The sequence below is a fragment of the Streptomyces sp. NPDC058284 genome, from assembly GCF_042881135.1.
In the GTDB taxonomy this organism is placed as follows: Bacteria; Actinomycetota; Actinomycetes; order Streptomycetales; family Streptomycetaceae; genus Streptomyces.
In genome coordinates, this window is record NZ_JBHVYE010000001.1 from 783,328 (window position 1) to 806,789 (window position 23,462).

19 protein-coding genes are annotated in these 23,462 nt (G+C 72.5%); 13 read left to right on the plus strand and 6 right to left on the minus strand.

Annotation, left to right across the window (positions count from 1 at the left end):
* The first annotated feature begins 156 nt into the window (after window positions 1-156).
* The 3 genes from ACFVYR_RS03065 to ACFVYR_RS03075 all read left to right on the plus strand — a co-directional run bounded on the left by ACFVYR_RS03065 (window position 157) and on the right by ACFVYR_RS03075 (window position 4,252).
* A complete protein-coding gene (locus ACFVYR_RS03065) occupies window positions 157-2,244 on the plus strand; it encodes a trypsin-like serine protease (protein WP_384247922.1) in 2,088 nt (695 codons plus the stop codon).
* Window positions 2,245-2,366: 122 nt separating this feature from the next.
* Complete coding sequence (locus ACFVYR_RS03070) at window positions 2,367-2,804, plus strand: hypothetical protein (protein ID WP_384247924.1); 438 nt, start codon at window positions 2,367-2,369, stop codon at window positions 2,802-2,804.
* Window positions 2,801-4,252, plus strand: coding sequence for a M1 family metallopeptidase (locus ACFVYR_RS03075; RefSeq protein ID WP_384247926.1), 1,452 nt, complete (start codon window positions 2,801-2,803; stop codon window positions 4,250-4,252). Before ACFVYR_RS03070 ends, ACFVYR_RS03075 begins: the two co-directional genes overlap by 4 nt.
* A 19-nt stretch (window positions 4,253-4,271) precedes the next feature.
* Here ACFVYR_RS03075 and ACFVYR_RS03080 read toward each other — a convergent pair whose 3' ends face one another.
* Genes ACFVYR_RS03080 through ACFVYR_RS03090 form a run of 3 tightly spaced genes read right to left on the minus strand, consistent with a single transcriptional unit; the run spans window position 4,272 to window position 7,317 of the window.
* Window positions 4,272-4,781, minus strand: coding sequence for a copper chaperone PCu(A)C (locus ACFVYR_RS03080; protein ID WP_384247928.1), 510 nt, complete (start codon window positions 4,779-4,781; stop codon window positions 4,272-4,274).
* Complete coding sequence (locus ACFVYR_RS03085; RefSeq protein ID WP_384247929.1) at window positions 4,778-7,102, minus strand: heavy metal translocating P-type ATPase; 2,325 nt, start codon at window positions 7,100-7,102, stop codon at window positions 4,778-4,780. The genes ACFVYR_RS03080 and ACFVYR_RS03085 overlap by 4 nt, the downstream gene beginning before the upstream one ends.
* Window positions 7,102-7,317, minus strand: coding sequence for a hypothetical protein (locus tag ACFVYR_RS03090; protein WP_384247931.1), 216 nt, complete (start codon window positions 7,315-7,317; stop codon window positions 7,102-7,104). The genes ACFVYR_RS03085 and ACFVYR_RS03090 overlap by 1 nt, the downstream gene beginning before the upstream one ends.
* A gap of 157 nt (window positions 7,318-7,474) precedes the next feature.
* Between ACFVYR_RS03090 and ACFVYR_RS03095 the strand changes: the two genes are divergently transcribed.
* Window positions 7,475-8,236, plus strand: a complete 762-nt coding sequence (locus tag ACFVYR_RS03095) for an NAD(P)H-dependent oxidoreductase (protein ID WP_384247932.1) — start codon at window positions 7,475-7,477, stop codon at window positions 8,234-8,236.
* A gap of 116 nt (window positions 8,237-8,352) precedes the next feature.
* Entirely contained in the window at window positions 8,353-9,519 is a 1,167-nt protein-coding gene (locus ACFVYR_RS03100; RefSeq protein WP_384247933.1) for a glutamate--cysteine ligase, read from the plus strand.
* Window positions 9,520-9,819: 300 nt separating this feature from the next.
* Here the strand turns inward: ACFVYR_RS03100 and ACFVYR_RS03105 are convergent, their stop codons facing one another.
* Window positions 9,820-10,194, minus strand: a complete 375-nt coding sequence (locus ACFVYR_RS03105; RefSeq protein WP_384247935.1) for an ArsR/SmtB family transcription factor — start codon at window positions 10,192-10,194, stop codon at window positions 9,820-9,822.
* Between the two features lie 150 nt (window positions 10,195-10,344).
* Between ACFVYR_RS03105 and ACFVYR_RS03110 the strand changes: the two genes are divergently transcribed.
* Window positions 10,345-12,345, plus strand: a complete 2,001-nt coding sequence (locus tag ACFVYR_RS03110; RefSeq protein ID WP_384247936.1) for a heavy metal translocating P-type ATPase — start codon at window positions 10,345-10,347, stop codon at window positions 12,343-12,345.
* Between the two features lie 27 nt (window positions 12,346-12,372).
* On the opposite strand, the gene ACFVYR_RS03115 is transcribed toward ACFVYR_RS03110, so the two are convergent.
* Window positions 12,373-13,386 carry a kinase gene (locus ACFVYR_RS03115; protein WP_384248029.1) on the minus strand — a complete coding sequence of 338 codons (1,014 nt, stop codon included), beginning with the start codon at window positions 13,384-13,386 and terminating at the stop codon, window positions 12,373-12,375.
* 213 nt (window positions 13,387-13,599) lie between these two features.
* On the opposite strand from ACFVYR_RS03115, the gene ACFVYR_RS03120 reads away from it, so the two are divergent.
* From ACFVYR_RS03120 to ACFVYR_RS03145, 6 genes are all read left to right on the plus strand, one after another.
* Window positions 13,600-14,592, plus strand: a complete 993-nt coding sequence (locus ACFVYR_RS03120; protein WP_384247937.1) for a pyridoxal-phosphate dependent enzyme — start codon at window positions 13,600-13,602, stop codon at window positions 14,590-14,592.
* Window positions 14,593-14,675: 83 nt separating this feature from the next.
* Complete coding sequence (locus ACFVYR_RS03125) at window positions 14,676-15,512, plus strand: Rossmann-like domain-containing protein (protein WP_384247939.1); 837 nt, start codon at window positions 14,676-14,678, stop codon at window positions 15,510-15,512.
* Window positions 15,509-16,759 (plus strand): MFS transporter, encoded by a 1,251-nt coding sequence (locus tag ACFVYR_RS03130; protein WP_384247940.1) that lies wholly within the window; start codon window positions 15,509-15,511, stop codon window positions 16,757-16,759. The genes ACFVYR_RS03125 and ACFVYR_RS03130 overlap by 4 nt, the downstream gene beginning before the upstream one ends.
* 71 nt (window positions 16,760-16,830) lie before the next feature.
* The gene (locus ACFVYR_RS03135) at window positions 16,831-17,883 is read left to right on the plus strand and encodes a FecCD family ABC transporter permease (RefSeq protein ID WP_384248030.1); all 1,053 of its coding nucleotides are present in this window, start codon (window positions 16,831-16,833) and stop codon (window positions 17,881-17,883) included.
* Between the two features lies 1 nt (window position 17,884).
* Window positions 17,885-18,658: an ABC transporter ATP-binding protein gene (locus tag ACFVYR_RS03140; protein WP_384247942.1), complete on the plus strand. Its 774-nt coding sequence runs from the start codon at window positions 17,885-17,887 to the stop codon at window positions 18,656-18,658.
* Between the two features lie 16 nt (window positions 18,659-18,674).
* Window positions 18,675-19,670 (plus strand): ABC transporter substrate-binding protein, encoded by a 996-nt coding sequence (locus ACFVYR_RS03145; RefSeq protein ID WP_384247944.1) that lies wholly within the window; start codon window positions 18,675-18,677, stop codon window positions 19,668-19,670.
* Between the two features lie 71 nt (window positions 19,671-19,741).
* Here ACFVYR_RS03145 and ACFVYR_RS03150 read toward each other — a convergent pair whose 3' ends face one another.
* Window positions 19,742-21,160, minus strand: coding sequence for a tetratricopeptide repeat protein (locus ACFVYR_RS03150; RefSeq protein ID WP_384247946.1), 1,419 nt, complete (start codon window positions 21,158-21,160; stop codon window positions 19,742-19,744).
* A 251-nt stretch (window positions 21,161-21,411) separates the two neighbouring features.
* On the opposite strand from ACFVYR_RS03150, the gene ACFVYR_RS03155 reads away from it, so the two are divergent.
* Window positions 21,412-23,454 carry a M6 family metalloprotease domain-containing protein gene (locus ACFVYR_RS03155; protein ID WP_384247948.1) on the plus strand — a complete coding sequence of 681 codons (2,043 nt, stop codon included), beginning with the start codon at window positions 21,412-21,414 and terminating at the stop codon, window positions 23,452-23,454.
* Window positions 23,455-23,462 lie beyond the last annotated feature (8 nt).

The window sequence follows — 23,462 nt, forward strand, 5'->3', positions numbered from 1 at the left end:
TCAACCAACAGGCGCAATACGCCACTTGCGAGGCAAATGGTCAGTTATGCCCCAATCGACACGTCGTGCGATGTGTGCGTAACGTACCTTCTCGATTGATCTGTACCAATCGGGCCCCGGACGACCGGGGTCCGTTTTTTGTGGGGGAACACCACTGTGAGAATCAGACGCAGCCTGCCTGCGATAGCCGCCGCGGCCGCACTCCTGGCCGCCGCGGCACCGGCCTGGTCCGCTCCGGGCCCGACGCCGACCTCGGGCCCGTCGGCGGGTCCGACGCCGTCGGCCTCGCCGTCGAAGACCTCGAAGCCGGGCCCGGACGCGACGGCGACCCCGTCGAAGCCGACCGCGAAGACCCCGTCCAAGTCGCCTTCGAAGTCGCCTTCGAAGTCGCCGTCCCAGGCCTCTGACCAGGACCTGGCCCGCGATCTCGAGAAGTTCTGGACGCCGGAGCGGATGGCCGAGGCCAAGCCGGTGGAGGAGCAGCAGGTCCGCGAGGCCGCGGCTGCCGAGAAGGCCGAGAAGGACAAGGCGGCCGGGGGCGCCGCGAAGGGCTCCGAGGGGGACGGCGAGAAGGCGGCGCCGCGCCGCAACATGCTCCGCTCGCCCTCGCACACCTTCAAGGGCATCAAGGAGGTCGGCACCTTCTACTGGGCCCAGAAGTTCGGCAACGACTACCCGGACCGCTACGACTACCGCTTCTGCGGCGGCACCGTCGTCCCGTCCCCGGGCAAGAACCTGATCGCGACGGCGGCGCACTGCTTCGACAGCAACGACCAGAAGTCGAACCTCGTCTTCGTGCCGCAGCACAGCGCGAGCGCCCCGATGCCGCACGGCATGTACCCCATCAAGAAGGGGCACATCTTCAAGGACCCCGGCTACACCGGGTCCAAGAAGAGCGAGGAGGACTACACCGACGTCGACGTCGCGTTCCTCGCCACCGAGCCGCGCAGTGACGGCAAGCTGCTGGAGAACGTCGTCGGGTCCATCCCGATGGGCTTCAACACCGGCTTCAACCACACGGCGCACGCCATCGGCTATCCGTACCTGTACGGCGGCGCCAAGTACAAGCCGAAGCAGGACCCGCTCAGCTGCATGACGCCGACGAAGAAGTACACCACCGGCAACACCAAGGACAGCGGCGGCCGGCTCTGGCGCGGCGGCACCTTCACCGAGATCAACTGCGACGGCTACGTCGGCGGCACCTCCGGCGGCCCCTTCATCACCGCGGGCGGCGAGTCGCCGAAGCTCATCGGCGTCACCGGCGGCTGGATGACCGGCGGCCACAGCTCCGACACCTCGTACTCGTCGTACTTCGACGGCGAGGTCAAGCGGATCTACGACGCCGCGAAGGCGGGCAAGCAGCCGACGAGCATCAACCCGCCGCCGATGGCCGACCCGGTCCTGCCCGGCGCGAGCACGTGGAAGCACGCCAAGTCCATCGCCAACGGCTACTTCGCCCTCGACGGCCCGGTGTCCGACGACCGGATGGACATGTTCGTCATGTGGTCGGACGGCGAGCTGAGCATCTACCGCGGCGCGGACAAGGCCAAGAACCACTTCGACAAGGAGTTCCCGGTCCAGGGCGCCAACGACCTGTGGCGCAACCACGCCAAGCAGGTCGTCGCGGGCGACTTCACCGGTGACAACGGCTCCGACCTCGTGGTCCGCTGGTCGGACGGTGAGGTCACGCTCTACCCCTCGGTCGACGAGAAGGGCTTCCACGGCGAGGTCCAGCTGGTCGCCCCGAACTCCACCTGGCAGCACGCCGAGGCGATGACCGCGGGCCGCTTCGGCGGCAACCAGTGGCAGGACGACCTGGTCGTGCGCTGGTCCGACGGCGAGGTCACGCTCTACCAGAACACCGGTGACAACAAGAAGATCGGCAAGGAGATCGAGGTCGTCGCGCCGGGCAGCTCGCAGGCCGGTACGTGGAAGCACGCCACGCAGATCACCGCGGGTGACTACTCGGGCGACGACGAGTGGGACCTGGTCGTGCGCTGGTCCGACGGTGAGCTGACCCAGTACCAGGACTTCACCGGCACCGGTTCGTCCTGGGGCGAGCACAAGTGGCAGGCGCCGAACGACCTGTGGACGCACGCCCTGCTCGTCAGCGGCGGCGACTTCACCGACAACTCCTGGTCCGACGACACCATCGTGCGCTGGTCGGACGGTGAACTGACCCTGTACGCCGACGGCAACGCCGCAGGCATCGGTTCGGAGAACCAGCTGGTGGCGCCCGCCTAGGGTCCAATTCCAGGAAGAGGGGCGGCAACCCCGGGGCGCGTCCGCCCCTCTTCCCCGGCAGGGAACATCCCGCTGTCCCGGACCCTCCCCGCCCCGGGCGGCCGACCGCACGGAGAAGCACCATGAAGCACCGGTACGCGAGGCGCAGCCGCACCCCGCGCCGCCCCGCTCTGTGCCTGCCCGCGGCGGTCGCCTGCCTCACCCTGCTGTCGGCGTGCGGCGACGCCGGCGGCCCGGACGAACCGACGGCACCCGAAAGCTCCGGCCGACAGCCCCAGCACCGTCTTCTGGAGCAGTTCCGCTCCTGGGCCCGCGACAACGACGAGTCCCGCACCGCACGGCACGCGCGGGCGCTGTCCACGGTCGAACTCGCCGACGCCGAGGGCACGTACGACTACGACGTCGAGCTGAGGACCGACTGCGCGCCGCGCGCGGAGCAGCGGGCCAAGGAGCTCGCGGCGCTCTTCCGCACCTGGTGGGACGGTGACGACGACGGCACCGCGAGGGACGTCGTCCTGCTCGACACGACCGGGCACCGCCTCACCCACCGCCGCCTGTGACCGCGCCCGCCCTTGCCCGTCGCCGCCACCGCCAGGAGCCCGCCATCCTTCCCCGACACCGCCGTTCGGCCCTGCTGCTCGCCCTGCTCCTCACCGCGACGGCCGCCTGCACGTCCTCCTCGTCCGGCCCCGGGAAGCACGGCGCGGCGAGACCCGGCGCCACCGGCGTCGAGGACCACCTGTTCCCCGAGCTCGGCAACGGCGGCTACGACGTCGCGCACTACGCGCTGACCCTCGACTACGTCCCGGACGACAACGCCCTGTCGGGGACCGCGGTGATCACCGCACGGGCGACCCAGGACCTGTCCCGCTTCAGCCTGGACCTCGCGGGCCTGCGCGTGCGCCACGCCGACGTCGACGGCTCCGGGGCGCGCGTCAGCAGGGAGAAGAACAAGCTGACGCTCACCCCCGACAGGCCCATCGGCAAGGGGAAGACCTTCAGGACGACGGTCCGGTACGGCGGGACGCCCCGCATGTTCGAGGCCGGCGCCGACGGCTGGATCGAGACGGACGACGGCGTGGCGGCGCTCGGTGAGCCCACCGGCTCCATGACCTGGTTCCCCGGCAACCACCACCCTTCCGACAAGGCGACGTACGACATCGACGTCACCGTGCCGTCCGAGTACACCGCCGTCAGCAACGGCACGCTGCGCGAGACCCGCAGGCACGGCAAGCGCACCACGTTCCGTTGGCGCAATCCCGAGCCCATGGCGAGCTACGTCGCGACGGTCGTCACCGGTGTCTTCGACGTCTCCACCGGCACGACCGACGACGGCCTGCCCCTCTACACGGCCGTCGACCCCGACGAGGCGGACGGGCCCGTCGACGTCCACGAGCTGGTGCCCGAGGTCGTCGACTGGGCCGGTGACCGCTTCGGCCCCTACCCCTTCTCCTCGGTGGGCGCCGTCGTCGACCACCTCCCCGACATCGACTACGCCCTGGAGACGCAGACCAAGCCGTATTTCCAGGAGGCGCCGGACACCCGCCTGGTCGTGCACGAGATCGCCCACCAGTGGTTCGGCAACTCCGTCACACCTCGCGCCTGGCAGGACATGTGGCTGAACGAGGGCTTCGCCACCTATGCCGAGTGGCTGTGGGACGAGGAGCACGGGCACCGCACCGCCCAGGAGACCTTCGACTCCTTCTACGACGGAACGCACGAGGAGAGCAAGGACCTCTGGGACTTCCCGCCGGCGGACCCGCCGAGCGCCGAGCAGGTCTCCGAGCCGTCGGTGTACGGCAGGGGCGCCATGACGCTGCACCAGCTGCGCAAGGCGGTGGGCGACCGCACCTTCTTCTCCGTCCTGCGCACGTGGACGCGTGAACACCGGCACAAGAACGCCGACACCGAGCAGTTCATCGCGCTGTGCGAGAAGAAGTCGGGCAAGGACCTCTCGGAGCTGTTCGACACCTGGCTCTTCTCGCCGGAGAAGCCGGACGCGGACTGAGGGCCTGCCAGAGCCCGTCTCAGCTCCCCGGTCCGACCACCACCGCCTCGGCCTCGATCCGTCCCCCGTACCGGAAGGTCAGGACGAACGGGACCCTCTCCCCCGCCTTCAGGGGCGTGCGCGTGCGGACCATGATGTCCAGGCCGCTCGGCGACATGGTGAGGCCCTCGCGGGCCGGGACGGCGACCGTTTTCACCATTCGCATGGTGGCGGTTCCGCGGCCCGCGGGCACGACGCGGCTGAGCATCACGTCGTCGAGGACCGGGGACGACACCGACGTCAACCGGTCGTCGGAGCCCCCGGAGTTGGTGATCGAGAAGAACGCGGCCGTCTCCGTGCTGTTCCCGGACGGCAGGAAGACGGTCCCGCGGGGCACCTCGACGCGGGCCGGGGTGCCCGCGGCGCCGGACGCGGTCCAGGTGGCGAGTGCGCCCAGGGCCACCGCGCACGCCGCCACCGGCGCGAGCGCTGCGGAGAGTCCGGCGCGCAGCCTCCGGCGGGAGGGCCGCCAGGAGTGTTCATCGCTCATCGTGTTCCTTCCTGTCCGCGTCCGCCGCTTCGTGCTCCGGTGGCGGCCGGGCCGCGCGCCGGACGCCAGGTGCGCAGCCGCAGGCTGTTGCCGACCACCAGGAGGGAGCTCGCCGACATCGCCGCAGCGGCGACCATGGGGTTCAGCAGGCCCACCGCGGCGAGCGGCACCGTGACGGCGTTGTAGCCGAAGGCCCACAGGAGGTTCTGGCGGATCGTCGCGAGGGTGCGCCGGGCGAGGCGGACCGCGTCCGCGACGGCCTCGATGTCGCCGCGCACGAGCGTCACGTCGGCGGCCTCGATGGCCACGTCGGTGCCGCCACCCATGGCGATCCCGAGATCGGCGCCGGCCAGTGCCGCGGCGTCGTTCACCCCGTCACCGATGACCGCGACCCGGTGCCCCCGCGCCCTCAACTCCCCCACCAGCGCCGCCTTGTCCTCGGGGGAGCAGCGGGCGTGCACCTCGTCGATGCCGAGTTCCGCCGCGACGGCGCGGGCCGTGGCCTCGCGGTCGCCGGTGGCGAGTACGGGGCGTACGCCCAGGCGCCTGAGGCGGTCCACGGCGCGATAGCTGCCGGGCCGCACCGGGTCGCCGACCGCGAGGACCGCCTCGTCCACGCCGTCCACGCGGACCAGGACCGCGGTGCGCGCGGCGTCCTCCGCCTGCCGCAGCGCGTGGGCCAGCGGGCCGGTCAACGCGCCGTCGGGCGAGCGGACTTCGACCGTGTGGCCGTCGACCTCACCCCGGACGCCCTGCCCCGGCACCGCGCGGAACCCCCGTACCGTCGGCAGCGGCGCCTCGGGCAGGGACCTGCTCGCGTACGTGGTGATCGCGCGGCCCAGCGGGTGTTCCGAGCCCCGCTCCACGGCCCCGGCGAGCCGCAGCGCCGCCTCCTTGCCGATGCCGTCCGGCGCGGCGGTGACGGCGGTGACGCTCATGTGGCCGGAGGTGAGGGTGCCGGTCTTGTCCAGAATGATGGTGTCGACGTGGCGCAGGGATTCCAGGGCCTCCGGTCCGCGGACCAGGACGCCGAGCTGGGCGCCGCGGCCCGTCGCGGCCATCAGGGCGGTGGGGGTGGCGAGGCCCAGCGCGCACGGGCAGGCGACGACGAGTACGGCCACGCAGGCGGTGACGGCCGCCTGTGGCTCGGCGCCGGCGCCGAGCCAGAAGCCGAGCACCGTCGCGGCGAGGGCGAGCACGACCGGTACGAACACGCCTGCCACCTCGTCGGCGAGCCGTTGCGCACGCGCCTTGCCCGCCTGGGCGTCGGTCACCATGCGGGCGATGCGGGCGAGCCGGGTGTCGGCGCCGACCGCCTTCGCGCGGACGAGCAGCAGCCCGCCCGCGTTGACGGCCCCGCCGGTCACCTCGGAGCCCGGCCCGACCTCGATGGGCTCGCTCTCCCCGGTGACCAGCGAGAGGTCCACGGCGGAGCTGCCCTCCACCACGGCGCCGTCGGTGGCGACCCGCTCTCCCGGCCGCACCACGAAGACCTGCCCCACGCCCAACTCCGCGATGGGCACGCGGCGTTCGGCGCCGTCCTCCCGTACGACGACGTCCTTGACCGCGAGCCCGGCGAGGGAGCGCAGCGCCGCCCCGGTGCCGTGCCGGGCCCGCGCCTCGAGGAACCTCCCGGCGAGCACGAAGAGCGGCACCCCGACGGCGGCTTCGAGGTAGACGTGCGCGGTGCCGTCGTCGGCGGAGGGCAGCAGGCTGAACGGCATTGTCATGCCCGGCAGCCCCGCGCCACCGAGGAAGAGGGCGTACGCCGACCAGCCGAAGGATGCCGCCACGCCCAGCGAGACCAGGGTGTCCATGGTCGCCGCGGCGTGCCGGAGCCCGCGCAGCGCGCGGACGTGGAACGGCCGGGCGCTCCAGACGGCGACCGGCGCGGCGAGCGCGAAGCACAGCCACTGCCAGTTGCGGAACTGCCAGGCGGGCACCATGGAGAGGACGAGGACCGGCGCCGCGAGCAGCGTGGTGACCAGCATGCGCTGCCGCTCCTCGCGCACGGCTTCCCGGCCGCCCGGCTCCCCCGGCTCCGCCCGCCGTTCCGGCCCCGCTGTCGGCGTCGGCTCCGGCTCGGGCGGCGCGGGCAGTTCCGCCGTGTATCCGGCCCGCTCGACGGCGGCGATCAGGTCGTCCGGCGTGACGTGCGGCGGGTGGCTCACCCGGGCGAGGCCGGTCGCGAGGTTGACCGTGGCGCTGACGCCGTCCAGCCTGCCGAGCCGCTTCTCGACCCGGTTCACGCAGGCCGCGCAGGTCATGCCGCCGACGGCCACGTCCGTGGTCATGACGGCGTCCACCGCTCCTGTGCTCATCAGTGGCCTCCGCCGTGCGTGCCGCCCGTGCCGCCGCCGTCGCCCCGGCCGCCGCCCTCGTCGCCGGACTCCGTCGAGCCGCCGTGCAGGCCGGGCGCGACCGGTCCGGCCGCCCGCCCTACGGCGTAGGAAGCGGTGAAGATCAGCACCAGCAGCACGAGGAAGCCGCAGAGGGCGGGCGGCGGCACGAATCTTCGGCGTTGCTGATCGGCCATCACCGCTCCCGGATCGCTCAAGGACACGGACCGGGCGGCCCGCACCACTTCAGGAGTCGGACGCGACGGGCTCCGAGTTCCCGACTGGCCAGATCCTTGCGGGCCATGACCATCTGGCCACTCGCAGCGCGGGATCCGGTCGGCACACGATCGGGGCATGAAGATTCTCTGGGTATTCGCACATCCGGAACGGCGCTCGCTCGGCGGGTCCCTGCTGACCGAGGGGCTCGGCACGCTGGAGTCGCTCGGGCACGAGCACCGCGTATCGGACCTGTACGGCATGGGCTGGAAGGCCGTGGTCGACGCGGACGACTTCGAGAGCGCCTCGCGCGAGCGGCTGTTCGTGGGTCCCGAGCAAGAACGGGCCTACAGGGACCGGGCGTTGAGCGAGGACATCGGTCTGGAGCAGGAGAAGATCGCCTGGGCGGACGCGGTCGTCTTCCAGTTCCCGCTGTGGTGGTTCGGGCCGCCCGCGATCCTCAAGGGCTGGTTCGACCGCGTACTCGTCCAGGGCTTCGGTTTCGGCGTCAAGGGCCCCGACGGCCGGACCCTGCGGTACGGGGACGGCGGCCTGACCGGGAAGCGCGCGCTGGTCGTCACCTCGGTCGGCGCCCGGGAGTCCGGATTCGGCCCGCGCGGCATCCACGGCCAGCTGGAGCAGGTGCTGTTCCCCCTGCTGCACGGCACGTTCTGGTACACCGGCATGGCCGCCCTCCCGCCGTACGTGGTGTACGGCGCGGACCGGCTCACGGCCGCGGGCTACGCGCGCGCCGCGGCCGAACTGCGGGAGCGCCTGCGCACCTTGGATACCACGGCGCCACTGCCCTTCCGTCACGAGAACGGTGGGGCCTACGACGACGATCTGGTACTTCGGCCCGAACTCGCCCCCGGACTCCGCGGATTGGGCATACACCGGTGAGAACCGGACCGGCCGCGCGTCCGGTGTGACCCGTCCCGGTCTCGCGGCTGCCGCCGCGGGCGAGGAAGGTGGACAGGCACGCGCCGCTCGCCGTCTCTTCGAAGGGCCCGACACGCATGGCGGACCACCTTCCCACCGTCGGCGTCGAGGAGGAGTACTTCCTCGTCGACGCATCGCACCGTGCCGTCGTCGCGGCAGCCGCCCGGGTCCTGCCCCGCGTGAAGCCGCTGGCCGGGGACCTGGTGACCGGCGAGGCCTCCCAGTACCAGGTGGAGGGCAAGACACCACCCTGCGGGACCCTGGGCCAGCTCGGCCGCGAGTTGCGGCGGGTCCGCCGGACCGTCGCGGGCGCCGCGGCCGACGAAGGCCTGCGCCTCGTCGCCTCGGCCACGCCGCTGCTCGGCATGCGGGCGCCGGTCCCGCTCAACACCGATCCGCACTACCACGCCCAGTTCGAGACGTTCCGGTCGCTGTACGACACCTTCGCCTTCTGTGGCCTGCACGTGCACGTCGAGGTGCCCGACCGGAACCATGCCGTCCTGATCAGCAACCATCTGCGGCCGTGGCTGCCCACGCTCGTGGCGGTGGCGGCCAACTCGCCCTTCTGGGAGGAACGGGACAGCGGCTACTGCAGCTGGCGCACGCTCGGCTCCACCCGCTGGCCGGTGGCAGGACCCCCGCCGTACTTCTCGTCGGCCGCCCACTACGACGCGCTCGCGGCGTCGCTGCAAGTGGCCGGTGCGACCCTCGGTGAACGCTCGCTGTACTGGGACGTGCGGCCTTGCGCCCATCTGCCCACCCTGGAGATCAGGGCGATGGACGTCACCACGAGCGTCGAGGAGGCGGCGGCCCTCGCCGTCCTGGTACGGGCGCTGGTCGTCCAGGCCCTGGAAAGGGTGCGGCGCGGCGATCCCGGTCCGGCCGTGGACGACGCGCTGCTGCGCGCCGCGTACTGGCGCTGCGCCCGCGACGGGCTGAGCGGGCACAGCCTCGACCCACGCACCAGCCGGCTCGTGCCGACCCGGCACCAGGTCCGGCGCCTCCTCGAATACGCGCGCCCGACCCTCGCGGCACACGGCGAGCTCCGCCAAGTGACCGTGGTGCTGCGGCAACTGCTCGCGTGCGGCGGTGGCGCCGGGCGGCAGCGCACCGCCCACGCCCGCACCGGCAGCCTGCTCGACGTCGTCGACGACCTGGCCGAGCGCACCGCGGTGATCCCGTCCAGGGGACCCGGCCCACTCGCCGGGCCGCGGCCCGGCCCCGGGATCGAAGTACTGGAATGACCCCTGCCTCGCTCGGGGTACGAGGCAAGGGGTCGAACCCCGCTTGCCCTTGAACCCGACGGGCAATCATGGTTCACCCGCTCGGAGCAGCCGGGCGGCGGGGCCTGCGGGTTCGGGCGGTCTGAGAGCCTGTCTTTGAACCCCCGTCGTCCGCGCGAAGCGCGGGCGCAGCGGCGTTCGGTGCGTGCGATCGGAGTGCGGAGTTCCAGGTCATGTGGCGGAGCCACCTGTCCTGGAACTCCGTGCGCCGAGGGCGCGTGCCGGGCGTCGAGGCGCAGGCGGGGGTTCAAAGACAGGCTCTCAGGGCCTGTCGCCCTCGCCGCGCGCGGGGAGGTCCCGGGCGCCGAGGCGCAGATGCTCGATGTGGTAGACGGCCTCGTCCAGGAGCTGCGCCACGTGGTTGTCATAGAGGCTGTAGACGATGCGGCGGCCCTCGCGGGCGCCGGTGACCAGGCCGAGGGCGCGGAGCAGGCGCAACTGGTGGGAGACCGCCGACTGTTCCATGCCCACCGCGTCGGCCAGCGCGCCGACCCCGCACGGGCCCTGGCGCAGCTTGGTGAGGATCATCAGCCGGGACGGTGTGGCCAGCGCCTGGAGAGTGGCGGCGATCGTGGCCGCGGAGTCCGCGTCGAGGTGCGCCGCGGGGCTGATCCTGCTCTCGACTCCGTGTCCCATGCGGCAATCCTACTCGTCATACACTTGAAGACCTCTTCATGTGTTCCGCTATGGTGGATCGCGGCGCGGAGCCCTTCGTCGGGGACCCACCGCCCGGCCCTGCCCTGCTCCGCCCCGCCACGCTCCCCCTCCGTGAAGAGGTGTGCTCCGATGTCCTCCGCTCTGGTGGGCGACCGGCCGTCCCCGGCCCCCGCCCCTCCGACGCCCGGCCGGCCCCGCTCCACCCGCGCCCTCGCCCTGCCCGAGGTGCGCTGGGCCGCGCTGGCCACGGCCGCCTTCCTGCTCGCGTGCCCGCTCGACCTGGCCGGGGCGCCCGCTTGGCTGTGGGGGCCGCTGTACGTGCTCTGTTACGCGGCCGGCGGCTGGGAGCCGACCGTGGCGGGGCTTCAGGCGCTGCGGGAGCGGAGCCTCGACGTCGATCTGCTGATGGTGGTCGCGGCTCTCGGCGCCGCGGCCATCGGGCAGTTCCTCGACGGCGGCCTGCTCATCGTCATCTTCGCGGTCTCGGGAGCGCTGGAGGCGCTGGCGACCCGGCGCACCGCTGACTCCGTGCGCGGGCTGCTCGATCTGGCGCCCGCCCGGGCGGTGCGGCTCACCGGGTCAGCCGGTGCGGGCGGCGAGGGCGGCGAGGAGCAGGTGGCGGCCGATGCGTTGCGGGTCGGCGACACCGTTCTCGTACGGCCCGGGGAGCGGCTGCCCGCCGACGGCACCGTACTCGACGGCAGCAGCGAGGTGGACCAGGCCACCATCACCGGCGAACCGCTGCCCGTGCCCAGGGCGGCGGGCGACGAGGTGTTCGCGGGCACCCTCAACGGCACGGGCGCCCTGCGGGTGCGGGTCGGCCGCGATCCCGCGGACTTCGTCATCGCCCGCATCGTCGCCATGGTCGAGGAGGCCAGCGAGACCAAGGCACCGACCCAGTTGTTCATCGAGAAGGTCGAACAGCGGTATTCGGTCGGTGTGGTGGCCGCCACCCTCGCGCTCTTCGGCGTCCCGCTCGCGCTCGGCGCCGGGTTCACCGAGACGTTGCTGCGGGCCATGACCTTCATGATCGTGGCCTCGCCCTGTGCGGTGGTCCTCGCCACCATGCCGCCGCTGCTCTCCGCCATCGCCAACGCCGGCCGGCACGGCGTGCTCGTCAAGTCGGCCGTCGTGATGGAGCGGCTCGGCACGGTGACGAAGGCCGCCCTGGACAAGACGGGCACGCTGACCGAGGGGACGCCCCGGGTCTCGGAGGTGCGGGCACTGCCCGGCACGGGCCTCGCCGAGGACGAGGTGCTCGCGCTCGCCGCGGCGGCCGAGCACTCCAGCGAACACCCCCTGGCCCGCGCCGTGGTCGCCGCCGCACGCGAGCGCGGCCTGCGCCTGCCGGGCGCCCGGGACTTCGCGGCGATGCCCGGGTACGGGGTGCGCGCGGTCGTCGGGGGCCGCGAGGTCCGGGTCGGCAGCCCGGAACGGCTCCTGGACGCGGCGGCCGTGCCTCCCGGCGTGCCGAAGGAAGACGCCCGCACCGTGGTGGTGGTCCTGGTCGACGGCGCCCCCGCCGCCACCCTCCACCTCACCGACCTGCCACGCCCCGGGGCGGCCGACGCGGTCGCGGCCCTGCGTGGGCTCACCGGATCGGAGCCGGTGCTGCTGACCGGCGACACCTCGGGCGCCGCCGCCCCGACGGCACGGGAGACGGGGATCGAGGACGTACGCGCGGGGCTGCTCCCGCAGGACAAGGTGGCGGCCGTACGGGGGTGGGAGGAGCGGGGCGAACGCGTCCTGATCGTCGGTGACGGCGTCAACGACGCACCCGCGCTCGCCGCCGCGCACTGCGGCGTCGCCATGGGCAGGACCGGATCCGACCTGACCCTGGAGACCGCCGACGCGGTGGTGGTGCGCGACGAACTCGCCACCGTGCCCGCCGTGGTGGCGCTCTCCCGCCGCGCCCGGCGCGTGGTGGCGCAGAACCTCGTCATCGCCTCGCTCTGCATCGGCGCGCTGGTGACCTGGGACCTGGCAGGGCACCTCCCCCTGCCGCTCGGTGTCGCGGGCCACGAGGGCTCCACGGTCCTGGTCGGCCTCAACGGGCTGCGGCTGCTGCGCCGTTCGGCGTGGACCGGGGCGCGCGGCGACGGGGACGGCGGGGCGGCCGGGCGCCGCTGAGATCCGGGGCCCCGGGCGGACCGCCCGTCACGGCCCGCCCTCGCCCGCGACCGCCGGAACGGGGAACGCGGGGGCACCCGGACGACCCGAGACGTTGCCGAAGCTCAGCGTCCGGTAGACCGCCACCCCGCCCGCCGCCGGGCCCCCGCCCGTCAGCTCCCCGCATGCCTGCGCCGCCGCCATGACGCGCCGCGTGTACGCGGGGTCCGTGGCGTCGAGGAGCACGCCCAGGGTCGTACCGCTGTGCCCCACCGCCACCCCGAGGCCGCCGACCTCGCGGCAGACCTCCAGCATGGGTCCCAACGCCTTCTTGTGGCGCAGGCGTTGGTTCATCAGGGCGCTGCGCGTGGCGATCCGGCCGACCTCCGCCAGGTCCCCGTGGCGCACGGCGTCGGTGAGACGTCCGAGCAGACCGGCGTAGGCGCGCCGGTCGGTCGCCGTGAACGGCTTGGGGATGCGGTTGAAGTCCACCGTGTCCACCGAGCCGCCCTCGTCGATGCCGACCACGGCCATGGCGGGGAGCGCGCCGAGGACCGAGCGGAGCCGGACGCTGCGGTGGTGGAAGGCGACGATCGCGGGGTAGAGCACGCCGTCGGTGGGTTCGATGCGGGACAGGAGCCGTTCGATCCTCGCGGGCGGCATGGCGACGCCGAGGGCCCGGCCGACCGCGCGCGCCGTGGCGACGAGGTCGGCGGACGAGCTGGCGAGCCCCTTGCCCTCGGGGATCACACTGCTGACGGTGAGCACTCCGCCGGGCACGTGGTCCGGGCCTTCAGGCGCCAAGTCGGCGATCATGCGCGCCAGTCGGAGCGCCTTCACCTTCCCGGCCGGCCGGACTTCGAGCTCCCCGGAGGGGGAACCCTGCCGGAACGTCGCCATGGTCCACCGCGCGACGGGCAGCGTCACGAGGAAGTCGCCGTCGTCCTCCGGCAGTACGCCCTGGAGCAGCTCTCCGAACGTACCGAAGGCGGTACCGACTCCCACCCCGGGCGGGGCCGCCTCTCGCGGCGGTCGAGGCCTGACCCCGGCCTCCTGGAACAGCTTCACGCGACTCCCTTCGACGTCGCGGTGCGCACGAGCACGGCGCTCGGCACGGCACCCCGCGACCAGCAGTGTGCCGACCCTACCTGCTCTTGACAATCATTTTCATCTAGTGTGATGCTCTCGGCGTCCCGGGGGCCGCCCGGTTCCCCTCCCGGCCCCCGGCTCCCTCCCTGCCCGCACGCCCCAACGTCCCTACGGGGGTTTCCCGCCATGCATCCACACATCGCCGAAGCGATGAAGAGACCGGATCTCATATCGCTCGCCCCGGACCTGGCCTGTCTCCGATTCGAGACGATGAAGATCTACTCGGCCCTCGGAGCCGTCCGGCACCTCCTCGAGACGGGCGCCGTCCGGCCGGGCGACACGCTCATCGACAGCTCCAGCGGCATCTACGCCCAGGCCCTCGCGCTCGCCTGCCACCGCTACGGGATGAAGTGCCACATCGTGGGCTCCACCACCGTCGACCGCTCGACCCGCGTACAGCTGGAGATCCTCGGCGCCACGCTGGAACAGGTCGCGCCCTCCAAAGACCTCCGCCTCGACCAGGAGACGAGGGTGCGGCGCATCGCCGAGATCCTCGCGGACCATCCCTCGTACCACTGGATGCGGCAGTACCACGACGGCATCCACTACTACGGCTACCGCGATGTCGCCGACGAGATCGACAAGGAGATTCCGGCCGGGCCCCTCGCGCTGGTCGGCGGCGTCGGCTCGGGCGCGTCGACCGGGGCCCTCGCCACCTGCCTGCGCGAGGCGGGCCGGGACGTGTCACTCGTGGGCGTGCAGCCCTTCGGCAGCGTCACGTTCGGCTCCGAGCACGTCGCGGACCCGGACATGATCATCGCGGGGATCGGCAGTGCCATCGAGTTCCGCAACGTGCGGCACGAACTGTACGACCGCGTGCACTGGGTGAACTTCGACAGCGCGCTCTCCGGAGCGGTCTCGCTGCTGCGCACCAGCGGCATCTTCGCCGGACTCTCGGCGGGCGCCGCCTACTTGAGCGCACTGTGGGAGCGCCGCAGGGACGACTCCCGCACGTACGTCTTCATCGCCGCCGACACCGGACACCGCTACGTGGAGAGCGCCTACGCCCGGCACGGACAGGCCCAGGAAGCCGACACGTTGAAGCCGCACGAGATCACCTCGCTCGACGAACTGCGGCACCCCTGGTCCACGACGGCCTGGCCGCCCGCCGCCCCCTGAACGCCTACGCCGGGCGCCTCAACGCATCTGGCACGCACACCCACGCACACCCACGCACACCCACGCACCTGGAAAGAACCCACATGTCGCACCCCGCTCCCCACACCGTCGCGGAGCTCACCGACGCCGTCCTGTCGGGCGCCCACGGCCCCGACCCGGCCGATCTCACCGTGACCAGCGCGTTCTGGCTCTACCACACCACCCGGCTCGCCGACGGCGAAGTCACTTACCACAACCACTACTTGCTGCTCCGCGTCGGCGACTCCTTCGGCGCCTGCTCCTTCGAGGCGGGTGAACTCACCCCCGGCTTCTGCGAGAACGCCTCGGGCCGGTCCCTGGACAAGCTGCTCCGCGACGAGTCGGCGCCCGTGCGCACGGCGGCGCTCGACGCCTACCTGGCCCGGGTCCGCCCGCACCGCGACGCGGACGACGCCGAGTGCGTCACGCTGCCTGCCGGGACGCCCGAGGTCCGCGCCGAGGCCCGCGACACCGCCGTCGCCGGGCTGCTGGACATCGAGCCGGGCGCCCGGGTCGCCCTGATCGGCGTGGTCAACCCGCTCGTCGCGGCGATACGGGAGCGCGGCGGCGTCTGCCTCCCCTGCGATCTGAACCTGCGCACGACCGCGTGGGGCGAGCCCGTCACCGACGACATGACCGAGGTCCTCGCACAGGCCGACGTCGTCGTCGCCACCGGCATGACCCTCAGCAACGGCACGTTCGACCTGATCCTGCGGCACTGCGTCGAACACGGCGTGCCGCTGATCGTCTACGCCCAGAGCGGCAGCGCCGTCGCCCGGGCCTTCCTCGGCGCGGGCGTCACCGGGCTGAACGCGGAGCCGTTCACGTTCTCCCAGTTCAGCGCCGACCCGACCCCGATGTACCGCTACCGCGCCGCGCTCGCGAGCGGAGCGGCCTCGTGAGCGTCGGCACCGACATCAGCGAGGAGACCGAGCCGCTCCCCGGTGACCTGCGCATGGCCCGCACCCTGTGGCCGGTGCTGCTCGCCTCGGCCGTGGGCTTGCTGCCGTTCACCGTCTTCAGCACGTACCTCGTACCCATCGCCGACGAGGCGGGCAGCAGCGTCGCCGCGATGGGCGGGCTGCGCGGACTCGGCGGCCTGGCCGCCCTGCTCGTCGGCACCGCGCTCGCGCCGCTCATCGACCGGGTCCCCAAGGAGTGGGCGGCGGCGGGCGCGCTCGCCGCCCTCGGCGCAACGGCCGCGCTCGGCGCCGCCGGTGACTTCGCCCTGCTCGCCGTCTTCTGCCTGCTCATCGGCGCCAGCACGTCCGTCCTCAACCCGGCGCTGACCGCCGCTGCCGCCGACCGCTTCGGTACCGGCAGGGCGGCCGGGCGCGCGGCGACCCTGGTCACCGCCGTCCAGTCCATGACCGCCATGCTCGCCGCGCCCGTCATCGCGCTGCCCGCGCTGTTCTGGGGGTGGCAGGGCGACCTGCTCGGCGTGAGCGTCCTTTCGCTGCTCCTCGCGGTGGTATTCGTCGCGCGCCGCAAGGATACGGCCGCCGCCAAGGAGAACCACCCGCCCCAACGCCTGGGATACGTCGCCTCGTTCAGGGCGCTCGGCGCGGTGCGCGGCGTGGTGCCGCTGCTCCTGATCGCGCTCCTGCGCACCGCCGTGTTCATGGGCTACCTCTCCTATCTCGCGGCGTTCTACGAGGAGCGGTTCGACCTGGGCGCCGGGCTCTTCACCTTCGTATGGACGCTGAGCGGCGCGTCGTTCTTCGTCAGCAATCTCCTCACGGGACGCCTCACCAACGCCACCGAACCGCGTGTCGGCACCGAACGGCTGCTCGTGTTCGGCCTGTTGGCCGCGCTCGTCTCCGTCGTCGGCTTCTACTTCACGCACTGGCTGCCGCTCGCGCTCGCCCTCACCTCGCTGCACGCGGCGAGCCACGCCGTCGTCGCGGCCTGCGTCGTCAGCCTCGTCGTGCGACGCTGCGGTCCTGGACTGCGCGGATCCGCGCTGAGCGTCAACGCGGCCGGCATGAGCCTCGGCGTGTTCGTCGGCGCGGCGCTCGGCGGGGCGGGGCTCGGGCTCGCCGGATATCCGGGTGTGGCCGTCGTGTTCGGCGTGCTCGTCACCGTCGCGGCCTGCGCCGCCGCGCTGGTGCTGCGGGCAGGCACGGCCTTGGACGGGGAGACCTCGTGACCGCGTCCTTCGAGGCACCCACCACGCCCGCCCGGCCCACCGAGCCGACCGCCCCCGCCGGGCCCGTCGACATGCGCGACCGCCTCACGTCCCCCAAAGCCCTCCTCCTGACCTGCGCCGCCCTCTTCCTCCTCCTGGTCGCCTCCGTCGTGGTGGCGATCGGGCTCGGCGCGGCAGTGGTCACGCCGGGCGACACCGCCCGCTATCTGTGGGCGGCGCTCAGCGGCGGCCGCATCGGTGCCGACGAGAACACGACGTATCAGATCATCTGGCAGATCCGGACACCGCGCGTGCTGCTCGCCGCCCTGGTGGGGGCCGGTCTGAGCGCGGTCGGCGTGGCCATCCAGGCGATGGTGCGCAACGCGCTCGCCGACCCGTTCGTACTCGGCGTCTCCTCGGGGGCGTCGGTGGGCGCCGTCGGCGTGACGGTGACCGGCGGCCTGGCCGCGCTCGGTGTCTACGCGGTGTCGGCGGGCGCGTTCATCGGCGCCGTCGTCGCGTCCTTCCTCGTCTACGCCGCGTCGAGCGACCGGGGCTCGCTCTCCCCGCTGCGCCTTGTCCTGACGGGCGTCGCGATGTCGCTCGGCTTCCAGGCCCTGATGAGCGTGATCATCTACTTCGCGCCGGACAGCGAGGCGACCGGCATGGTCCTGTACTGGACCATGGGCAGCTTCGGCGCCGCCGGCTGGGGGGCGCTGCCCGTCGTGTCCGCGGCCGTACTGCTCGGCGTCGCCGTGCTGTACCGGCACGCCAGGGCGCTCGACGTGCTCGCGCTCGGCGACGAGACAGCCGCCAGCCTGGGCGTCGGCGCCGACCGGCACCGCAAGTGGCTGCTGGTGCTCGTCTCGCTGGTCACCGGCGTGATGGTCGCCGTGAGCGGCGCCATCAGTTTCGTGGGCCTGGTCATGCCGCACCTGGTGCGGATGGTCGTCGGCGCCACGCACGCCCGGGTCCTCGCCGTCGCTCCGTTGGCCGGAGCCGTCTTCATGGTCTGGGTCGACCTGCTGTCCCGGACGGTGGTGGCGCCGCGCGAACTGCCGCTGGGCGTCATCACCGCGCTGGTCGGCGTGCCGGTGTTCATCGTGCTGATGCGGCGCAAGGGCTATGTCTTCGGAGGCCGTTGAGATGGACCTGCACATCGAAGGACTCGGCGTCGTCACCGACGGCAGAAGCCTGGTGCGCGATCTGTCGCTCGCCGTGGGCAGCGGCCGGGTCGTCGGTCTGGTCGGCCCGAACGGCAGCGGCAAGTCGACCGCGCTGCGCTGCGTGTACCGCGCGCTGCGCCCCACGACGGGCACGGTACGGGTCGGTGGGGACGTCCTCGCCGGGCTCACGATGCGGCGCGGCGCGCAGCTCGTCGCCGCGATGACGCAGGACGGCGCCGTCGACCTGGACTTCACGGTCGAGGAGGTCGTCGCGCTCGGCCGGGCCCCGCACCAGCGTGGCAACCAGGCCCTCGACGCACGCGAACGGGAGCTGTGCGCGCGGGCGATGGAGCGGCTCGGCATCCGTCATCTCGCCCGGCGCAGCGCCCTGACCCTGTCCGGCGGCGAGCGCCAGCGCGTGCTGCTCGCCCGGGCACTCGTCCAGGAGCCCGAGGTCCTGGTCCTCGACGAGCCGACCAATCACCTCGACGTACGCCACCAGATCGAGGTCCTCTCGCATCTGCGCGGCGCGGGCCTCACCGTCCTCGTCGTCCTGCACGACCTGAACCTCGCGGCGGCGGCCTGCGACCGGATCGGGGTGCTGTCCCAGGGGCGGCTCGTGGCCTCGGGAACGCCCGCGGACGTCCTCACCGAAGAGCTGGTCGCCGAGGTGTTCGGCGTCAGGGCCAGCGTCGTCACGCACCCGCTGACGGGCGACCCGCAGCTGCTCTACTCGCTCGACCCCTCCCTCTGAAAGGCACCGAATCCCCATGTCCCACACCCGATCCGTCGCGGCGGGCTCCGCGCTCGCGCTGACGCTGCTCGTCGGCTGCGGCGCCGACATCGACTCGGACAGCGGCGCCGGGACGGCGGCGAAGACCACCGTCAAGCGCTGCGGCGAGCCCGTCTCCTACAAGGTCCCGCAGCGTGCCGTGGCGTACGAGGGCGGCAGCGCCGACAAGCTGTTCAGCCTCGGCCTCACCGAGCACGTGCACGGGTACGTGCTGCCGCCCGCCAACCCACCGGTGAGCGAGTCCCCCTGGGCGTCGGAGTACGCCAAGGTGAAGATGCTCGGCGACGATCTGCTCAACAACGAGCTGGTCGTCGAGGCGAAGTCCGACTTCGTCGTCGCGGGGTGGAACTCCGGCTTCAGCGACCAGCGCGGCATCACCCCGAAGATCCTGGACGAGCTCGGCGTCCAGAGCTTCATGCACACGGAGAGCTGCTTCAACTACCCCGGACATCCGGAGAAGGTCACGCCGTTCAAGGCGCTGTACACCGACCTGGAGCGACTCGGCGCCATCTTCCGCGTCCAGAAGAAGGCGGATCAGGTCGTCGGTGACCTGAAGAAGCGGGTGGCGGCCGTCGAGGAGAAGGCGCCCAAGGGCGGCAGGCGGGTGCCGGTCTTCCTCTACGACTCGGGGACCGACCAGCCCTTCACGGCAGGCAGCCAGGTCCCGCCGAACGACATCATCAAGAGCGCGGGCGGCCGGAACATCTTCGACGGCCTCGACGAGCGCTGGACGCAGGTCAACTGGGAGGCCGTGGCCAAGGCGGAGCCCGAGGTCGTCATCATCTTCGACTACGGCGACCGGCCCGCGAAGAAGAAGATCGAGTTCCTGAAGAAGTCCCCGCACACGAGGGAGCTGCCCGCCGTGCGGAAGAACAACTTCTTCGTCCTCGACTACAACGAGGGCATCAGCGGGCCGCGCAACGTCGACGGCCTGGAGAAGTTCGGGAAGTACCTGCGGGAACTCGAACGCTAGGGGCCCCCTCCCGCGCTCTCACTGCTCTCACTGTTCTCACCGCCTCAGCGGCCTCAGCGGCCTCAGCGGCCTCAGCCCTTGAGGGCCGCCACCCCCTGTGCCGCCTGGTCCGCCGCCCTCGCGCGGGCCGTGGCGGCGAGCGCGGCCTGCCCCGCCTCCTCGGCCAGGCGTGCCCGGGCCAGCCAGTTGTACGGGCAGACCGGGCGCAGGCTGATGCGCTCGCTCAGCAGGGTGCGGGCCAGGTTGCGGCGGCTCCCGCGCAGTGCGGCCTCCAGCAGGGTCTTGTGCACGGCGTCGCGCTGGGCGTGGCTTCCGCCGTATGTGTGCAGGCGGTGGCGGACGGGGAGCAGGAGGTCCACGGCCCCGTCGTAGTCGTGCGCGCCATAGGCGATGAGCGCGCGGCAGACGGGCAGGCCGACCTCCGCGGTCATGGCGTGGTTGGCGAGCCCGGCGCCGCCGCGTGCGACGTAGGCCTCGCGCTCGCGCACCAGGCGTGCGGCGTCGGCGGTGCGGTCCGCGCCGACGTACGCCATGACCGCGTGCACGTCGTTGAAGGCGTAGTACGCGCCGTCGTGCCGGTCGGCCCAGGCGTCGGCGAGCCGCTGCCGGCGGTCTCCCGCGTCCTCGCCCGCCAGGTGCAGGCGCCACAGCAGGGCGGCTGCGTCCAGGAGTTCCATCGCCGCGCCCGTCGACCGGGCGTGGTGCAGGGCGCTGTCGTAGATTTCCAGTACGCGGGGGATGTCACCGGCCTCCAGGGCGTAGAGGCAGTAGTGCCACCAGTTGTGCACGTTCAGGTAGTTGCCCGCCGCCCAGTCCCCGGCGCGGGCGTCGAGGTAGCGGATGCCGTCGGCGAACCGCCCCTGCATCTCGTAGGTGTGGACCACCGCGTGGATCGCCCACACGTCGCGCGGCCGGCGCTCGACGGCCGCGAGGCCGCTCTCCCGGGCCTGCTCGTAGTGGCCCGCCTCCTCCAGGCCGAAGGCGTACATGCCAAGGACGGGGCCGTAGTGCGGGTCCGCCTCGTCCCAGGCCGAGAGGGCGCCGCCGACGCGGTCGCGCAGCCGTGGCGCGTCGCCGGTGAAGAAGTCGATCTGGTGGCCGACGGCCAGGGCGAGCACGTCGTGCGGGTACTCCACGGTGATCTCGCCGAGCACCCGGCCCGCCCGGTGGATGTCTCCTCGCAGCCAGGCGGTGGCGGCGGCGACGTGCATCCGCTCGCGCGGTGTCATCTCGCCCCGGTGCACGTGCTCGTCGAAGCGCTCGAAGGCCTCGCGGGCGTCGGCGGCGTCCTTCTCCTCGGTGCCGAGCAGGCCGAGATGGGCGGCCAGGACGTTGCCCATGACGGAGCGCGGGGCGGCGGCGAGCACCTGCCGGGAGGCGTCGGCCACCTCGGGGCGGAAGAAGAGGAGGTGGTCGAGCGCCTGCTCGTAGGCGGCCACGGCATCGGCGCCGGTGCGGGACATCGGGTGGCCGTGCCGGTCGGCTGCCATGGTCGGCTCCTTCTGGGGCGGGCGCTGGGCGGGCCGCCGGGCCGGTCGTCCGGCGGCGTGAAGACGATCCTGCCCACCGGGAGGGCTCTTGACGCACATGGCGCGGGCGAGGGAGACGCCACGCGAACGCCCTGATGGCACTCTGGCATCACTGCTCCGGGCGGCCTACCTTGGGCAGCGGTGACCGCACCACTCGCACGGCTTGTCATGCACTTGTCCATTTTGCCCCGGCAAGAGGCACGAGGTGAGCCATGTTCCTCCGACACAGACGCACCACCGTCATTGCCGCCGTCCTCGCCACCCTGGCGGCGGCCGCCGTCGGCACCGCGCAGGCGACGCCCGACGGGCCCGGCGACACCACCCGGTCCCGCCCGTCCCTGATCCGGCCCGTCGACCCGCAGAACTGGCGCAACCCCGACGACATGACCTGGGGCGACCACCGCTCCGTGCCCGGCACCGACTGGGCGAACCCCGACGTCAAAGCCACCGACCGGACCTTCAAGGGCGCCCTGGTCCTCCTGGACTACCCCGACGAGGGGTTCACGGTCAGCGGGCCGCCCGGGTCGAGCGTCTTCGGCAACCCGCAGCCGACCGCATCCAACGTTCCCCGCACTCAACTGCCCCGGTTCTATCAGGACTTCCTCAACAAGCCCGGCCCTCTCAACCACGGGCACACCATCAACGAGTACTGGATGGAGGACTCCGGCGGCCGCGTCGGCGTCGACCTGAAGGCCTTCGGCGTCTACCGCATGCCGTTCAAGTCCTTCCAGTACGGCGTCGAGCCCGGCATGAACCCCGGCGCCTGCCCCACCGGCACCACCTGCGGCAAGAACATCCGCACCGACGGCAGGGCCGCCTGGATCGCGCAGGTCGGCGAGGCGGAGGCGGCCAAGTACGACTTCGTCTTCTTCCTCACCGCGGGGCAGGACGAGTCCTCCACCTGGCAGGAGTTCGGCCAGATGAAGTTCGCCGCCCAGGCACAGGTACCGGCCGCGTGGGGGCCGCCGTCCCCCATCCCGTCCGGTGGCAACGCCGCCGCCACCCGCTATGTGCCGTGGACCTCCTGGCAGGCCGCGGCCCGCATCTGGCCCAACGCCGAAACCGGCTCCTCCACCCAGGCCGAGAGCTCGGGCATGGGGGTGTACGCCCATGAGCTCAGCCACATCCTGGGTATCGGCGACAACTACAACAACCCCTACGGCACACCCCTGAGCCGCAGCTACACCGGCATCTGGAGCATGCTCTCGCGCGGTTCGTTCAACGGGCCCGGCGGACCGCACACCCGCTGGAAGATCCCGGCGACCGAGGGCGGCTCGATGGGCTCCCACCACGTGCTGCGCGACAAGCTGAAGCTCGGCATCGTGGATGAGAAGAACGTGCTGCGCCTGGACCGCGACGCCCTCAAGGACTCCGGCGTGGTCGTCGCCGACGTCACCGCCCGCTCGGCGCCGCCCGGCGCCACCGGCCTCTCCGGCATCAACATCGCCATGTCCCGCGACCGGTCCCCCGCCTGCGACCGCGGCACCGACCCGCTGTGCGACGGCGGCGGCTACCAGAACTACACCGCCGAAGTGGTGGACCGCATGGGCATGGACTCCTTCACTCCGGACAACGGCGTGCTGATCAGCAAGACCAAGAACCAGGACCGGGCGCCCTTCGCCTGGGTGATCGACGCCCACCCCGAGGACATCGGCATGGTGGACTTCACGCGCCCCGACGGCACCCCGCAGAAGATCACCATGGGCGACTACCGGCAGCTCAGCGACGCGCTCTTCCACGCCGGCGCCGACTCCGGCAGCTCCTACGAGTACGTCGACCGCGCCAACCGCCTGCACTTCTACGTCACCGACATCCGGCGCGGCCCCTCGGGCATCCTCTCGTACACCATCGCGGTCAAGTCCCTCGACGGCGCGGGCCCGCAGCGCCGCGGCACCGCCCTGGGCCGCGGCGATGCCAAGGGCAATCCCGCCAAGAGCCGCGCCATCTGCACGTTCCCGCTGAAGAACACCGGCCGCGCGCTCGCCGACCCGCCGGGCGACCACCCCGAGGACGTCTCCCGCTACCTCGCATCCGACGTCTACCGGCTCTCCGCGAAGGCTTCGGGCCGCGGCTGGTCCGCCTGGCTGCCGACCAGGCTGACCACCGCGAAGGCGGGCTCCACCGTCGACGTGGACGTCGCCGTCACCGCGCGGCCGTCCGCCCGCCCGCACAGCCGCCTCACCCTCACCGCCCGCTCGGTGAGCGACCCGAAGAAGACCGCGACGGCCACCTGCGCCCTCGCCAAGAAGGGCTGAGCCTCAGC

What these genes read in the sequence shown, in the direction of transcription:
- ACFVYR_RS03070 (WP_384247924.1), top strand. Translation starts at nt 2,367, where the DNA reads ATGAAGCACCGGTACGCGAGGCGCAGCCGCACCCCGCGCCGCCCCGCT.
- ACFVYR_RS03080 (WP_384247928.1), bottom strand. Translation starts at nt 4,781, where the DNA reads ATGAGCGATGAACACTCCTGGCGGCCCTCCCGCCGGAGGCTGCGCGCC.
- ACFVYR_RS03085 (WP_384247929.1), bottom strand. Translation starts at nt 7,102, where the DNA reads ATGAGCACAGGAGCGGTGGACGCCGTCATGACCACGGACGTGGCCGTC.
- ACFVYR_RS03090 (WP_384247931.1), bottom strand. Translation starts at nt 7,317, where the DNA reads ATGGCCGATCAGCAACGCCGAAGATTCGTGCCGCCGCCCGCCCTCTGC.
- ACFVYR_RS03095 (WP_384247932.1), top strand. Translation starts at nt 7,475, where the DNA reads ATGAAGATTCTCTGGGTATTCGCACATCCGGAACGGCGCTCGCTCGGC.
- ACFVYR_RS03100 (WP_384247933.1), top strand. Translation starts at nt 8,353, where the DNA reads ATGGCGGACCACCTTCCCACCGTCGGCGTCGAGGAGGAGTACTTCCTC.
- ACFVYR_RS03105 (WP_384247935.1), bottom strand. Translation starts at nt 10,194, where the DNA reads ATGGGACACGGAGTCGAGAGCAGGATCAGCCCCGCGGCGCACCTCGAC.
- ACFVYR_RS03110 (WP_384247936.1), top strand. Translation starts at nt 10,345, where the DNA reads ATGTCCTCCGCTCTGGTGGGCGACCGGCCGTCCCCGGCCCCCGCCCCT.
- ACFVYR_RS03120 (WP_384247937.1), top strand. Translation starts at nt 13,600, where the DNA reads ATGCATCCACACATCGCCGAAGCGATGAAGAGACCGGATCTCATATCG.
- ACFVYR_RS03125 (WP_384247939.1), top strand. Translation starts at nt 14,676, where the DNA reads ATGTCGCACCCCGCTCCCCACACCGTCGCGGAGCTCACCGACGCCGTC.
- ACFVYR_RS03135 (WP_384248030.1), top strand. Translation starts at nt 16,831, where the DNA reads ATGCGCGACCGCCTCACGTCCCCCAAAGCCCTCCTCCTGACCTGCGCC.
- ACFVYR_RS03140 (WP_384247942.1), top strand. Translation starts at nt 17,885, where the DNA reads ATGGACCTGCACATCGAAGGACTCGGCGTCGTCACCGACGGCAGAAGC.
- ACFVYR_RS03145 (WP_384247944.1), top strand. Translation starts at nt 18,675, where the DNA reads ATGTCCCACACCCGATCCGTCGCGGCGGGCTCCGCGCTCGCGCTGACG.
- ACFVYR_RS03150 (WP_384247946.1), bottom strand. Translation starts at nt 21,160, where the DNA reads ATGGCAGCCGACCGGCACGGCCACCCGATGTCCCGCACCGGCGCCGAT.
- ACFVYR_RS03155 (WP_384247948.1), top strand. Translation starts at nt 21,412, where the DNA reads ATGTTCCTCCGACACAGACGCACCACCGTCATTGCCGCCGTCCTCGCC.